General features: G+C 70.6%; 16 protein-coding genes. 15 read left to right on the plus strand and 1 reads right to left on the minus strand.

Features of this window, described 5'->3' with window-relative positions; genetic code table 11:
- Positions 1-90 precede the first annotated feature (90 nt).
- From PIQ37_RS12000 to PIQ37_RS12020, 5 genes are all read left to right on the plus strand, one after another.
- A complete protein-coding gene (locus tag PIQ37_RS12000) occupies positions 91-1,194 on the plus strand; it encodes a glycerophosphodiester phosphodiesterase family protein (RefSeq protein ID WP_342073642.1) in 1,104 nt (367 codons plus the stop codon).
- Positions 1,195-1,287: 93 nt separating this feature from the next.
- Positions 1,288-2,172, plus strand: a complete 885-nt coding sequence (locus PIQ37_RS12005; RefSeq protein WP_342073643.1) for a peptidylprolyl isomerase — start codon at positions 1,288-1,290, stop codon at positions 2,170-2,172.
- An 11-nt stretch (positions 2,173-2,183) separates the two neighbouring features.
- Positions 2,184-3,017 carry a hypothetical protein gene (locus PIQ37_RS12010; protein WP_342073644.1) on the plus strand — a complete coding sequence of 278 codons (834 nt, stop codon included), beginning with the start codon at positions 2,184-2,186 and terminating at the stop codon, positions 3,015-3,017.
- Between the two features lie 78 nt (positions 3,018-3,095).
- Positions 3,096-3,872 (plus strand): exodeoxyribonuclease III, encoded by a 777-nt coding sequence (xth, locus tag PIQ37_RS12015; protein WP_342073645.1) that lies wholly within the window; start codon positions 3,096-3,098, stop codon positions 3,870-3,872.
- The gene (locus PIQ37_RS12020) at positions 3,869-4,300 is read left to right on the plus strand and encodes a GFA family protein (protein WP_342073646.1); all 432 of its coding nucleotides are present in this window, start codon (positions 3,869-3,871) and stop codon (positions 4,298-4,300) included. Before xth ends, PIQ37_RS12020 begins: the two co-directional genes overlap by 4 nt.
- A gap of 64 nt (positions 4,301-4,364) precedes the next feature.
- On the opposite strand, the gene PIQ37_RS12025 is transcribed toward PIQ37_RS12020, so the two are convergent.
- The gene (locus tag PIQ37_RS12025) at positions 4,365-4,616 is read right to left on the minus strand and encodes a GlsB/YeaQ/YmgE family stress response membrane protein (protein ID WP_017908994.1); all 252 of its coding nucleotides are present in this window, start codon (positions 4,614-4,616) and stop codon (positions 4,365-4,367) included.
- 141 nt (positions 4,617-4,757) lie between these two features.
- Here PIQ37_RS12025 and PIQ37_RS12030 point away from each other — a divergent pair, with 141 nt between their 5' ends.
- The 10 genes from PIQ37_RS12030 to PIQ37_RS12075 all read left to right on the plus strand — a co-directional run bounded on the left by PIQ37_RS12030 (position 4,758) and on the right by PIQ37_RS12075 (position 11,877).
- On the plus strand, positions 4,758-5,384 hold the full coding sequence (locus PIQ37_RS12030) for a 4'-phosphopantetheinyl transferase family protein (protein ID WP_342073647.1): 627 nt from the start codon (positions 4,758-4,760) through the stop codon (positions 5,382-5,384).
- 44 nt (positions 5,385-5,428) lie between these two features.
- Positions 5,429-6,070 carry a 16S rRNA (guanine(527)-N(7))-methyltransferase RsmG gene (rsmG, locus tag PIQ37_RS12035; protein ID WP_043093832.1) on the plus strand — a complete coding sequence of 214 codons (642 nt, stop codon included), beginning with the start codon at positions 5,429-5,431 and terminating at the stop codon, positions 6,068-6,070.
- Between the two features lie 89 nt (positions 6,071-6,159).
- Positions 6,160-6,957 carry a ParA family protein gene (locus tag PIQ37_RS12040; protein ID WP_342073648.1) on the plus strand — a complete coding sequence of 266 codons (798 nt, stop codon included), beginning with the start codon at positions 6,160-6,162 and terminating at the stop codon, positions 6,955-6,957.
- Positions 6,957-7,877 (plus strand): ParB/RepB/Spo0J family partition protein, encoded by a 921-nt coding sequence (locus PIQ37_RS12045; RefSeq protein ID WP_017908742.1) that lies wholly within the window; start codon positions 6,957-6,959, stop codon positions 7,875-7,877. The genes PIQ37_RS12040 and PIQ37_RS12045 overlap by 1 nt, the downstream gene beginning before the upstream one ends.
- A gap of 36 nt (positions 7,878-7,913) precedes the next feature.
- The gene (locus tag PIQ37_RS12050; RefSeq protein ID WP_017908743.1) at positions 7,914-8,222 is read left to right on the plus strand and encodes a helix-hairpin-helix domain-containing protein; all 309 of its coding nucleotides are present in this window, start codon (positions 7,914-7,916) and stop codon (positions 8,220-8,222) included.
- A 40-nt stretch (positions 8,223-8,262) separates the two neighbouring features.
- Positions 8,263-8,988 (plus strand): suppressor of fused domain protein, encoded by a 726-nt coding sequence (locus PIQ37_RS12055; protein ID WP_342073649.1) that lies wholly within the window; start codon positions 8,263-8,265, stop codon positions 8,986-8,988.
- 58 nt (positions 8,989-9,046) lie between these two features.
- Entirely contained in the window at positions 9,047-10,012 is a 966-nt protein-coding gene (locus tag PIQ37_RS12060) for an NAD-dependent epimerase/dehydratase family protein (protein ID WP_342073650.1), read from the plus strand.
- Between the two features lie 83 nt (positions 10,013-10,095).
- On the plus strand, positions 10,096-10,818 hold the full coding sequence (locus tag PIQ37_RS12065) for a glycosyltransferase family 2 protein (RefSeq protein WP_342073651.1): 723 nt from the start codon (positions 10,096-10,098) through the stop codon (positions 10,816-10,818).
- A 1-nt stretch (position 10,819) separates the two neighbouring features.
- The gene (locus PIQ37_RS12070) at positions 10,820-11,161 is read left to right on the plus strand and encodes a lipid-A-disaccharide synthase N-terminal domain-containing protein (protein WP_152181456.1); all 342 of its coding nucleotides are present in this window, start codon (positions 10,820-10,822) and stop codon (positions 11,159-11,161) included.
- A 236-nt stretch (positions 11,162-11,397) separates the two neighbouring features.
- Complete coding sequence (locus PIQ37_RS12075; protein ID WP_342073652.1) at positions 11,398-11,877, plus strand: REP-associated tyrosine transposase; 480 nt, start codon at positions 11,398-11,400, stop codon at positions 11,875-11,877.
- The last annotated feature ends 303 nt before the right edge of the window (positions 11,878-12,180 follow it).

A 12,180-nucleotide genomic window follows, 5' to 3' on the forward strand; every position in this document is an offset into this window, starting at 1 on the left:
GCGCAACACACGAGATGCCGCCATGCGTCGACCTGACCGGCGCTCGTCCCCCCGTGTCTCCCCCTTTCCTTCAGAACCGGACGCAGCCCAATGAAGATCGCATTCGTTCCCTCGCCCCTGGCGCGCGCCTGCCGCGCGCTCGCCGCCCTGGCGGTCCTGGCCGTCGTGCCGCAGCTGGCCATGGCCAACTGCAACGACACCGTCGGTACCAAGATGAGCAACATCCTGTTCGGCGACAGCAGCGGCGACACCGTCGTGCTGGCCCACCGCGGTCTGTGGGGCAAGTACGGCAACTTCCCCGACATGCCGGAAAACTCGCGCGGTGCGCTGCAGCTGGCCAACGACCAGTGCATGGACGGCGTGGAGCTGGACATCAAGATGACCAGCGACGGCGTGCCGGTCGTGCTGCACGACTGGAACCTCGGTCGCACCACCAACGTGTGGACCAGCCGTGCCGGCGAAACCAAGTACGACCCGATGAGCAACCAGGGCTACAACCCGTCGATCACCGTGACCCCGTGGTCGGTGGTGAGCGGCCTGTTCCTGCTGACCCCCGACCGCCGCACCACCACCGGCTACCACGTGCCGCGCGTGGATGAGCTGTTCTCCTACTTCAAGGCGCATGGCCTGAAGACGCCCATCGTGTTCGACATCAAGGACGCCGCCTCGGTGCGTGCGGTGTCGCGCGCGGCCGATGCCGCGTTCTCGGTGGGTGCGTCCAACTTCGTCGCCGCCAAGGTCAATGCCACGCTGTACCCGAGCCGCTCGGCGTTCCGCGCCGACACCACCAGCATGGTCGGCATTCCGGTGTTCACCACCAACATGCTGACCAAGATCAACGTCGACAACGCCATATCGGCCTGGAGCGACACCAAGGAGGCGATGGAGATCAACGTCAAGCAGCTCGGTGGCCTGCTGCAGGGCCAGGCCGACCGCGTGCGCGAGCGCGGCGTGCGCGTGGGCGTGTTCCAGGCGATTCCGGACAGCCCGCTGGCCGGGAAGTTCTACCAGAACAGCGGCGCCTGCTGCTATCAGCTGTCGGACCTGTACTTCTCCTACTCCGGCGGCCGCGACACCGCCGACAACCGTGGCGATCTCAACTTCATCGTCAACCAGGAGGCGTTCAGCCTGATCACCACCGACGACCCGAAGGCGGCGATCGCGTACCTGAAGGCGCGCGGCAAGCACGACTGAGTCCTTGCATGTCCTGGCGGCCGGCCCTGCGTCGGCCGCCTTTTGCGGCCGTGGCGCTCCGGCGTCGCGCGCCGCCCTCTCCTGGAGAAGCGCATGTCCCTGTCTTTCGCCAAATCCGCCGTGGTCAGGTCCATCACCCTGGCCACCTGCGCGCTGGCCGCGTTCGCCGCCCTGGCTGCGCCGGCCGCCGAACCCGCCACCGCCGACCCGGTGGTGCTGCGCGTCGGCGCGCAACAGTTCACTGCCAGCGAGTACCGCGCCCTGGCCGGCGATGCCACGCGTGGTGCTGCCGGCATCGACGATGACTCGGTGGTGCGCCGTTTCGCCGACCGCGCCATTCTGCTCGACCAGGCACGGCAGCAGCATCTGCAGGACGATCCGGTAGTGGCCGCGCGCCTGCGCCGCGCCGCCGACGCGATCCTGGCCGAGGCCGCGCAGGCACGGCTCAGCGCCGACGCGCACATCGACGAGGCGATGCTGCGCCGGCAGTTCGCCGCGCATCCGGACGACTACACCGAATACCACTTGCGCCATCTGTTCGTCGCGCTGCATCCGCAGGGCGGGCCGCGCAGCGGACACACACTGACCGAGGCGCAGGCTCTGCAGCGCGCCGAGGCGCTCAAGCGCCAGCTCGACGGCGGCGCCGATTTCGCCACGCTGGCGATGCGCGAGTCCGACGACACCGCCACCGCCAGCGAGGGCGGACAGCTGTCGCCGACTTTCGGCCGCTACCTGGCCGACGCCTTCGACGCGCCGATCCGCCAACTCGCGGTGGAGCAGGTCTCCGCGCCAGTGCGCGGCCCTGACGGCTATCACCTGATCCGGCTCGATGCGAAGACCGCGGCGCGCTTCGACGCGGTGCGCGGGCAGATCGACCTGCAATTGCGCGAGCAGGCCGCGGCCGACGCCATGCAGCGCCTGCGCCAGGCGCAGCCGATGGCGTTCGATCGCGACGCCTACACGGCCGCGGCGCACTGAGCATGGTGGCGATGCGGCGTCCGCTGCATTGGTGCGGTGGCGCGGTGGTGCTGGTCGCGTTCGCGCTCGCGACGAAGCTGATGCCGCCGACGGCCGCACCCGCCGGTGCCGCGAACAAGGTGCAGGCATCTGCGCTACCGCGCTCGGCAGCAACGTCGCCACCGCCGATGTCCGCGACCACGCCGCCCGACGCAGCGCTGGCGGCCGGCACCAGCGAGGCGCGGCGCCTGACCGCCACCGCGCTGTTGGCGCTGGATTGCCGGCAACGCGCGCAAGCGCCGCCGTCCCGCCCGGCGGTGCTGCCAGGCGCAGACACCGAGGACGCCGCAGCCGCCGCGGCACGCCGGGCGGCCGAATGGCAACGTCTCGCGGCCTGTCGCGGCGTTGCCGGACTCGATGCCGCGCAGATCGAGGCGATGCTGCGCAGTGCGGCCGCGCGCGGCGATGCCGATGCGCAACGCCAGTTGCTGGCACAGCGCGTGGCGCAGTTGGTCGCGCGCGCCGGCAGCGTCGACGCGGAAGGGCAACGCGCTCCGCTGTCGGCCGCCGACGAGCGCGATGCCGAGGACGTGGTGACGCAACTGGAAGACCGCGCGCTGCACGGCGACCGCATGTCGATCGACGCCTTGGCGCAACTGCTGCGCGCGCCGTGGCTGGCAGTGGCCGATCCGCCGTACGCCGCGGCCTGGCAACTGGCCGCGCGGCAGGCGCCGGAGCGGCCGTTTCCGCCGCCGGAACAGGCGCTCGGTGCCGAGGAGCTGCTCGACGGCTTGAACGAGGCGCAGCGCCAGCAGGCGCTGAGCCTGGCGCCTGAGCTGTTCGCGCAGTGCTGCGCGCGGCGCTGAACGGCCTGGTGCCCGCGGTTTGGCCGCCGCGGCGGCTGCGGTCAGAATAGCGGCCGGCTTCCCCGTCCCGGATTTCCCTTGAAGATCGCCAGCTGGAACGTCAACTCGCTCAACGTGCGCCTGCCGCACCTGCAACAGTGGCTGGCCGCGTTCGCGCCGGACGTGGTCGGGATCCAGGAGACCAAGCTGGAGGACCACAAGTTTCCCGACACGGCGCTGGCCGAGGCCGGCTACCGCAGCGTGTTCGCCGGGCAGAAGACCTACAACGGCGTGGCGATCCTGTCGCGACTGCCGATCGGCGACGTGCAGATCGGCGTGCCGGACCTGGAGGACGAGCAGAAGCGCGCGATCGCCGCCACCATCGGCGATCTGCGCATCGTCAATCTGTACGTGGTCAACGGCCAGGACGTGGGCACCGACAAGTACGCCTACAAGCTGCGCTGGCTGGAGGCGGTGCACGCCTGGCTGGCCGACGAGCTGCAGCGGCATCCGCGGCTGGTGGTGCTGGGCGACTTCAACATCGCCCCGGACGCGCGCGACGTGCACGACCCGCTGGTGTGGAGCGACAACCACATCCTCACTTCCACCGCCGAGCGCGGCGCCCTGCACAAGCTGCTCGGCCTGGGCCTGCACGACGGCTTCCGCCTGCACCATGCCGACGGCGGCATCTTCAGCTGGTGGGATTACCGCCAGGCCGGCTTCCGCCGCGACCTGGGTCTGCGCATCGACCTGACCCTGGTGTCCGAGGCGCTGAAGGCGCGCACCCGCGGTGCCGGCATCGACCGCGAACCGCGCAGCTGGGACCGCCCCAGCGATCACGCGCCGGCCTGGGTCGAGCTGGAGCCGGCGGCATGAGCGAGCGCCACGTGCGCCGCTGCATCGACAAGGTCGGCGACACCGCCATCGCGCCGCTGCACCGGCTCAGCTGCCACTGCGGTGCGGTGCAGATCGACCTGGAGCTGCCGCAGGGCATCGTCGACCCGCGCCGCTGCAACTGCTCGCTGTGCCGGCGCCGCGGCGCCATCGTCGCCTCGGTGCCGCTGGCGGCCCTGCACGTCCGCCAGGGCGAGCAGGCGCTGCGCCTGTACCAGTTCCACACGCATACCGCGCAGCATTATTTTTGCGGCACCTGCGGGATCTACACGCATCACCGGCGCCGCTCCGATCCCAGCCTGTACGGCTACAACGTCGGTTGCCTGGAAGACGTGGACCCCTATGCGCTGGCCATTGCGGTGCCGGTCGAGGACGGCGTGCGCCATCCGGCCCACCGCGCTGCGCCGTGAGCGGGGCCGCAAACGCAAAACGCCCGGCGAACCGGGCGTTTGCGCAAGCGGCGAGGGCGCTGCGTCAGCGCGCGCGGCCGCGAGTGAACAGGTTGACGATCGCCAGCAGGATGATGGCGCCGATCAACGAGTACAGGAACGTCCACAGGGTGATCGCCTGGTTGATGCCGCCGCCGAACAGCCAGCCGGCGATCAGCGCGCCGACGATGCCGACCACGATGTTCAGAATGATGCCCTGCTGTGCGTCACGGCGCATGATGATGCTGGCCAGCCAGCCCACGATGCCGCCGACGATCAACCAGATGATGATGCCCATGCGTCAGACTCCTCGGTTCGGCCCGCACCAGGAGCGGTGGGGTGGGCGTCATTTAAGGAGCGCCGCCGTGAAGCGGCCGTATAGCATCGGCCCCGCCGCGCAGCGGCCATTGCGCTTTGTGGGCGCGGCGTGAGCGCGCCGATGCCGCCCGTGGCCGACGGCGCCGAGCCGCCGGACTGGCGCCTCGGCCCGGTGGCGCTGTGGCTGCGCCCGCATCCGCCGCGGACCTCCGGCGAGGCGCAGGCGCGGCGCCTGCTGGCCGGCGAACTGGCGGTGCCGGCGGCGCAATTGCCGCTGCAACGCGACGCCCGCGGCCGGCCCGGCCTGCATGCACCGCTGGCGCATGTGGACACCGGTTGGAGCCACAGCGGCGACTACCTGCTTGTGGCGGTCGCCGCGCACGCGCGGCTGGGCGTGGACATCGAGCGCCAGCGGCCGCGGCCGCGCCTGCTGGAACTGGCGCAGCGCTTCTTCCATCCGGACGAGGTCGCGCGGCTGGCCGCGCTGGCGATGCCGGCGCGCGAGGCGCTGTTCTTCCGCCTGTGGTGCGCCAAGGAAGCGCTGCTCAAGGCGCATGGCCACGGCATCGCCTTCGGCCTGCACCGGCTGCGCTTCGCCGAGGACGCCGGCGGCGCGCTGCGCCTGGTCTGGTGCGACCCGGGCCTGGGCGCGGCCGAGGCCTGGCACCTGCACGAATGGGAGGCCGCGCCCGGCTATCGGGCGGCGCTGGCGTGGTGCGCGGATGCGCCGGTCGAGGCCGCGCCTTAGCGCAGCGCGCTTCGTGCAGCGGCGGCACCTGCGATAATCCGCCGATGACCGATGCCTCTCTTCCCGATTCCGTCCGCGTCGCGCTCGAGCAGGGCCTGCACGCGCAGGGCCTGGACGCGGCCGCGCTGGCGCCGCCGCTGCTGGCCTACCTGGCGCTGCTGACGCGCTGGAACCGCACCTACAACCTGACCGCGATCCGCGACCCGCACGAGATGGTGACCCGCCATCTGCTGGATTCGCTGGCGATGCAGCCGTTCGCCCAGGAGGGCGCGCTGGCCGACCTGGGCACCGGTCCGGGACTGCCCGGCATTCCGCTGGCGATCGCGCGGCCGCAGCTGCGGGTGACCCTGGTCGAAAGCAACGGCAAGAAGGCGCGGTTCCTGCGCGAAGCGGTGCGCCAGCTGCGCCTGGACAACGCGCGGGTGGCCGAGTCGCGCGCCGAGGCGCTGGACGAGGCCGGCGCCTACGACCTGCTGACCGCGCGCGCGCTGGACACCCTGGCCGGCATCGTCGCCGTCGGCGGCCACCTGCTGCGCCCGGGCGGGCGCCTGCTGGCGATGAAGGGCGTGCGCCCGGACGAGGAGATCGCCGCGCTGCCGCCGGGCTGGGTGGCGCCGACGGTGCACCCGCTGCAGGTCCCCGGCCTGGGCGCCGACCGCCACCTGGTGGTGGTCGAGCGCGGTTGAGCGCCAGCCGCGGCCGGCCCCGATTTCCGCCAGGGGGGGCTGTGACCGCATAATGCCCGGTCCCACCCCATCGCCGACGAGGCTCCCGCATGGCCCGCATCATCGCCATCGCCAACCAGAAGGGCGGCGTCGGCAAGACCACCACCGCGGTCAACCTGGCCGCGTCGCTGGCGCGGCAGTCGCAGCGCGTGCTGCTGGTGGACCTGGACTCGCAGGGCAATGCGACGATGGGCAGCGGCATCGACAAGCGCGAGCTGGCCGCCTCCACCTGCGATGTGCTGCTCGGCGAGAGCAGCGCCGAACAGATCCGGGTGACCGCGCCGGAGGGTTTCGACCTGCTGCCGGGCAATATCGATCTCACCGCCGCCGAGATCCAGCTGATGGACCAGCCGGCGCGCGAGCAGCGGCTGAAGACCGCGCTGGCGCCGCTGCGCGAGGCCTACGACTTCATCCTGATCGACTGCCCGCCGGCGCTGTCGCTGCTGACCCTGAACGCGCTGACCGCCGCCGATTCGGTGATCGTGCCGATGCAGTGCGAGTACTACGCGCTGGAAGGGCTGACCGCGCTGCTGGAGACCATCGATGCGCTGCGCGCCGAGCTGAATCCGGCGCTGGAGATCGAGGGCGTGCTGCGGACCATGTTCGACGTGCGCAACAACCTGGCCAACGCGGTGTCGGCGGAGCTGACCAACCACTTCGGCGACAAGGTGTTCCGCACCATCGTGCCGCGCAACGTGCGCCTGGCCGAGGCGCCCAGCCATGGCCAGAGCATCGTCGGCTACGACCGCACCTCGCGCGGCGGCGTCGCCTACCTGGGACTGGCCGGCGAGATCGTGCGCCGCCGCAACGAACGCAATCGGCCGATGCCGGCCATGGAGACCATCTGATGAGTGCCAAGCCCCCCGCCCTCGGAGCGAAGAAGCGCGGCCTCGGCCGTGGCCTGGAAGCGCTGCTGGGGCCGAAGGGCGCGGCAGCGCCGGCGCCGACCGCCGAGCTGCAGCCGGGCGAGAGCCTGCGCCGCCTGCCGGTCGGGCAGCTGCAGCCGGGCAAGTACCAGCCGCGCCAGGAGATGGACGAGGCCAAGCTGCAGGAGCTGGCCGAGTCGATCAAGGCGCAGGGCGTGATCCAGCCGATCGTCGCCCGCGAACTGGCGCCGGGCAGCTTCGAGATCGTCGCCGGCGAACGCCGCTGGCGCGCCTCGCAGCTGGCCGGCCTCAGCGAGGTGCCGGTGGTGGTGCGCGAGCTGGACGACCGCACCGTCATCGCCATGGCGCTGATCGAGAACATCCAGCGCGAGGATCTCAATCCGCTGGAAGAGGCGCAGGCGCTGCAGCGGCTGATCGACGAGTTCTCGCTGACCCACGCCGAGGCCGCCGAGGCGGTGGGCCGCTCACGCGCGTCGGTGTCCAACCTGCTGCGCCTGCTGGAACTGCCGCCGGCGATCCGCGCGCTGCTGGAAGCGCGGCGCCTGGAGATGGGCCATGCGCGCGCGCTGCTGACGCTGTCGCCGGAGCTGGCCAGCCGCCTGGCCTCCGATGCCGCCGACCAGGGCTGGTCGGTGCGCGAGGTCGAGCACCGTGCGCAGCAGTTCGCCGCCGGCAAGGTGCCGAGCAATCGCAAGGCCAAGCCGGCGCGTACCGCGCCGCAGGCCGACATTGCCTCGCTGGAAACCGAGCTGTCCGAGTCGCTGGGCACCAAGGTGTCCATCGCCCACGGCCGCGGCGGCAAGGGCAAGCTGGTGATCCACTACACCGACCTGGACACGCTGGACGGCGTGCTCGAGAAACTGCGCCCGCGGCAGGCCTGAGCGCCGCCGCCCGCGTCCGCCAGGACCGCCTCCGCCATGCATCCCAGCAAGGTCGACCGTCACCACCTGCTGCGCCTGACCGACCTGCCCAACGTCGGCCCGGCCTGCGAGAAGGACCTGCGCCTGATCGGCATCCGCGTGCCGGCGCATCTGCAGGGCCGCGATCCCTACGACATGTACGCACAGCTGTGCCTGCGCACCGGGGTGGTGCACGACCACTGCGTGATCGACGTGTTCCTGTCGATCGTGCGCTTCATGCAGGGCGAGACGCCGCGCCCGTGGTGGGAGTTCAGCAAGGAGCGCAAGGCGGCGCTGGCCAAGGACGCGCCGCTGACCCTGCGCTGAGGCCGCGCGCCGCGGCGCTGGCCAGCAACCGGAGCATTGCATGAGCAACGAGGACACGCAGATCAGCCCGGGCGGCAGCCCGATCCTGCAGCACCGCGAGGAAAAGCCGTTCGCACCGGCGCGCGGCGAGTCCTGCCTGGAGCAGATCGGCGCGCACATCGAACGCCACCTGGGGCCGGTCGCCGGCGTGCTGCACGAGATCATCTCCGACACCGTGCACCTGGATGTGCACGTGGTGCCCGCCACCGACGAGGTGCCGTATCTGCGGCTGGTCACCTCGGGGATGAGCGACCTGCCGATGGCCGTGCCCGAGGGCGTGGGGGCACCGCGCTTCATGGAGCTGATGCTGACCCTGCCGCCCGACTGGCCGATCACCCAGGACGACTTCCAGGACGAACGCCATTACTGGCCCGTGCGCCTGCTCAAGACCCTGGCGCGGCTGCCGCACAAGTACGACACCTGGCTGGGCTTCGGCCACACCGTGCCCAACGGTCACCCGGCCGAGCCGTACGCGCCCGGCGTCGGCTTCGACGGGGCGATCGTGCTGCCGCCGGTGAGCACGCCCGAGGCGTTTGGGGAGCTGGTCGTCGATGCCGACAAGACCATCGTGTTCATGACGCTGGTGCCGCTGTATCCGGAAGAGATGGCGCTCAAGCTGAAGAAGGGCGCCGAGGCGCTGATGGACCGCTTCGACGCCAAGGGCCTGCAGGACGTGATCGATCCCGCCCGGCCCAACGTCGCCCGCAAGCGCTTCGGGCTGTTCTGACCTGCCGTTCCGATCCACATACCGCGCACGCCGTTCCACGCTTTCCAGGACTTTCGCCATGCCCATCCTCGTCACCGGCGCCGCCGGCTTCATCGGTGCCCACACCGTCCGTGCGCTGCGCGCCGCCGGGCAACTGGTGGTGGGCCTGGACAACTACAACGACTACTACGACCCGCAGCTCAAGCGCGACCGCGTCGCCGCGCTGTGCGCGAACGCGGACATCCGCACCCTGGACCTGACCGACCGCGACGGCCTGGCCGCGCTGTTCGACGAGGTGCAGCCGACCCGCGTGGTGCACCTGGCCGCGCAGGCCGGGGTGCGCTATTCGCTGCAGAACCCCTATGCCTACGTCGACAGCAACCTGGTCGGCTTCGTCAACATGCTGGAGCTGTGCCGGCACCGCGGCGTGGAGCACCTGGTCTATGCGTCCAGCAGCTCGGTGTACGGCGATTCGGCGACGCCGCCGTTCTCCGAGGACCAGCGCATCGACCAGCCGCGCTCGCTGTACGCGGCGACCAAGGCTGCCAACGAGCTGATGGCGCACACCTATGCGCAGCTGTACGGCCTGCGCGCCACCGGGCTGCGCTTCTTCACCGTGTACGGCCCCTGGGGCCGCCCGGACATGGCGCCGCTGCTGTTCAGCCGCGCGGTGCTGGCGGGGCGCCCGATCGAGGTGTTCAACCACGGCCGCATGCGCCGCGACTTCACCTTCGTCGCCGACATCGTCGCCGGCGTGCTCGGCGCACTCGATCACCCCTCCACCGAGGCGGTGCCGCACCGCGTGTTCAACCTCGGCAACCACACCCCGGTGGAACTGGAGCGCTTCATCGCGGTGATCGAGGCCGCCGCCGGGCGCAGCGCCGAGAAACAGTATCGGCCGATGCAGCCGGGCGACATGATCGAGACGATGGCCGATACTGCGCGGGCCCACGCCGCGTTCGGCTTCGATCCGAGCACCCCGATCGAGGTCGGCCTGCCGCAGGTGGTGGCCTGGTGCCGGGAGTACTTCGGCGCCGCCGCCTGACGCTTCATCCGCGGATCATCGGTCCGCGGCACAATGCCCCGCTTTTTCCCCCACGCGCCCCCGCGCCCAGCCCTGCCGAATCCATGAGCCAGCTTTCCCTCTCCGTCGTCGTCCCGGTGTTCAACGAGCGCGACAACGTGCCGCCGCTGGTCGCCGAGATCGTCGCCGCGCTGCGCGGCACGATCGATTTCGAGATCGTCTACGTCGACGACCATTCGCGCGACGACACCCTCTCGGTGCTCGAAGGGCTGAAGGCGTCCACCCCCGAGCTGCGCGTGCTGCACCACGTCAGCCAGAGCGGGCAGAGCACCGCGGTGCGCAACGGCGTCAAGGCTGCGCGCGGGCTGTGGATCGCCACCCTCGACGGCGACGGCCAGAACGACCCGGCCGACATCCCCAAGCTGCTGGCCGCGCGTGCCGCAGCGACGCCGTTGGTCAAATTGTTCGCCGGCTGGCGGGTGTCGCGGCAGGATTCGGGCAGCAAGCGCTGGGCGTCGAAGTGGGCCAACGCGATCCGCGCGCGCATGCTGCGCGACGACACCCCGGACACCGGCTGCGGCATCAAGCTGTTCGAGCGCGAGGCATTCCTGGACCTGCCGTACTTCGACCACATGCACCGCTACCTGCCGGCGCTGATGCAGCGCGCCGGCTGGCAGACCCTGAGCGTGCCGGTGAACCATCGCCACCGCACCTCCGGCGTCTCCAAGTACAACAACCTCAACCGCGCCCTGGTCGGTATCCGCGACCTGCGCGGCGTTGCCTGGCTGATCGCGCGCAGCCGCCGCACCGCGGTGCAGGAGCGCTGAGATGGACGCGCATTTCCTCAACGAACCGATCCAGGCGCTGTACTGGACCGGGCTGCACGTCACCGGCTGGAAGCTGATCGGCTATGTCGGCGCGCTGATGTTCGGCGGCCGCTGGCTGGTGCAGTTCGTCGCCTCCAAGCGCGCCGGCAAGCCGGTGATCCCGCGCTTGTTCTGGTACATGAGCGTGGTCGGCAGCCTGATGACCCTGAGCTACTTCATGTTCTCGGCCAAGCAGGACTCGGTGGGTGTGCTGCAGAACCTGTTCCCCGCCTTCACCGCCTTCTACAGCCTGTACCTGGACATCAAGCACCGCGGCTGGCACCGCGACCGCGCCTCGCATTGAGCGTGCGGCGCGCCTGAGTGATCGCAGGCGTTGCGTAACAGCTTCCGAGCGCGGCTCGCCCCGTCGTAGGAGCGGCTTCAGCCGCGACCAGGATCCTGCCGCCCCCGCAGAGACGTCGGCAAGCACGCGCACCTCCTCTGCCAGCGCCGTTCCGACATGGATTCGCGCACTATTCCGACAAGCGCCACCGCCATGCCCCGCTGTTGCCACGCTGCGAGGGATTGGATGCTGGTGCCATGCACATCCAATCAGCCAAAGGCCATCGCGCGCTGCGTGCCGGACGCCATAGCGACCGGGGGCAGCTCTACTTGTTGACCGCCGTGACGTTCGAGCGCGCACCGTTGTTCGCGGACTGGCGATGTGCTCGTGCGGCGGCGGCATGCCTGGCTGAGCGAGACAGTTGGCCCGCTGCTCGCCTGCTGTGCTGGGTGCTGATGCCCGACCACTGGCATGGCCTGATCGAACTGCATTCCGACGCCACCTTGGCGCAGGCCATGCAGCGGGCCAAGGGGCGGTGTGCCCGCGCAGTGAATCTCGCGCGCGGCCGTGGGGGTTGCGTCTGGTCGCGCGGCTTCCACGATCATGCATTGCGACGCGACGACGACGTCCTGCACATCGCCCGTTACATCGTGGCCAATCCATTGCGTGCCGGCCTGGTGCCGCGCCTGGGCGACTATCCTTATTGGGATGCGGTGTGGCTGGCTTCTCCCTCGTGAAGCGGCAGTCGTGGCCGAGGGGAGTTTCCAGCCAGCGGCGAGGTGCATGTATAGCGGATCTCAGGCGCATCCAATCAGTACGGAAGGCCTACGGGAGGAGCGGCTTCAGCCGCGACGGGCACTACCGGGAATGCCCGTCGCGGCTGAAGCCGCTCCTACGAAATGACGGCATGCCCGCTGGTTCCGGCAAAGCGCGTTAGCAGATGCCCTGATGCCGTCAGCGCATGCCATCGCCCCACACAGGACTTCCGGCCCACCCGCCAGGCCGGGCGGTGATGCGATCATCGACGATCCGTTCCCGCC

The organism is Xanthomonas protegens (assembly GCF_038442435.1).
In the GTDB taxonomy this organism is placed as follows: domain Bacteria; phylum Pseudomonadota; class Gammaproteobacteria; order Xanthomonadales; family Xanthomonadaceae; genus Xanthomonas_A; species Xanthomonas_A sontii.

Bases quoted from the DNA above. Each gene is read 5' to 3' on its own strand.
- PIQ37_RS12000 (WP_342073642.1), top strand. From the start codon at position 91: ATGAAGATCGCATTCGTTCCCTCGCCCCTGGCGCGCGCCTGCCGCGCG.
- PIQ37_RS12005 (WP_342073643.1), top strand. From the start codon at position 1,288: ATGTCCCTGTCTTTCGCCAAATCCGCCGTGGTCAGGTCCATCACCCTG.
- PIQ37_RS12010 (WP_342073644.1), top strand. From the start codon at position 2,184: ATGCGGCGTCCGCTGCATTGGTGCGGTGGCGCGGTGGTGCTGGTCGCG.
- PIQ37_RS12020 (WP_342073646.1), top strand. From the start codon at position 3,869: ATGAGCGAGCGCCACGTGCGCCGCTGCATCGACAAGGTCGGCGACACC.
- PIQ37_RS12025 (WP_017908994.1), bottom strand. From the start codon at position 4,616: ATGGGCATCATCATCTGGTTGATCGTCGGCGGCATCGTGGGCTGGCTG.
- PIQ37_RS12030 (WP_342073647.1), top strand. From the start codon at position 4,758: ATGCCGCCCGTGGCCGACGGCGCCGAGCCGCCGGACTGGCGCCTCGGC.
- rsmG (WP_043093832.1), top strand. From the start codon at position 5,429: ATGACCGATGCCTCTCTTCCCGATTCCGTCCGCGTCGCGCTCGAGCAG.
- PIQ37_RS12040 (WP_342073648.1), top strand. From the start codon at position 6,160: ATGGCCCGCATCATCGCCATCGCCAACCAGAAGGGCGGCGTCGGCAAG.
- PIQ37_RS12045 (WP_017908742.1), top strand. From the start codon at position 6,957: ATGAGTGCCAAGCCCCCCGCCCTCGGAGCGAAGAAGCGCGGCCTCGGC.
- PIQ37_RS12050 (WP_017908743.1), top strand. From the start codon at position 7,914: ATGCATCCCAGCAAGGTCGACCGTCACCACCTGCTGCGCCTGACCGAC.
- PIQ37_RS12055 (WP_342073649.1), top strand. From the start codon at position 8,263: ATGAGCAACGAGGACACGCAGATCAGCCCGGGCGGCAGCCCGATCCTG.
- PIQ37_RS12060 (WP_342073650.1), top strand. From the start codon at position 9,047: ATGCCCATCCTCGTCACCGGCGCCGCCGGCTTCATCGGTGCCCACACC.
- PIQ37_RS12065 (WP_342073651.1), top strand. From the start codon at position 10,096: ATGAGCCAGCTTTCCCTCTCCGTCGTCGTCCCGGTGTTCAACGAGCGC.
- PIQ37_RS12070 (WP_152181456.1), top strand. From the start codon at position 10,820: ATGGACGCGCATTTCCTCAACGAACCGATCCAGGCGCTGTACTGGACC.
- PIQ37_RS12075 (WP_342073652.1), top strand. From the start codon at position 11,398: ATGCACATCCAATCAGCCAAAGGCCATCGCGCGCTGCGTGCCGGACGC.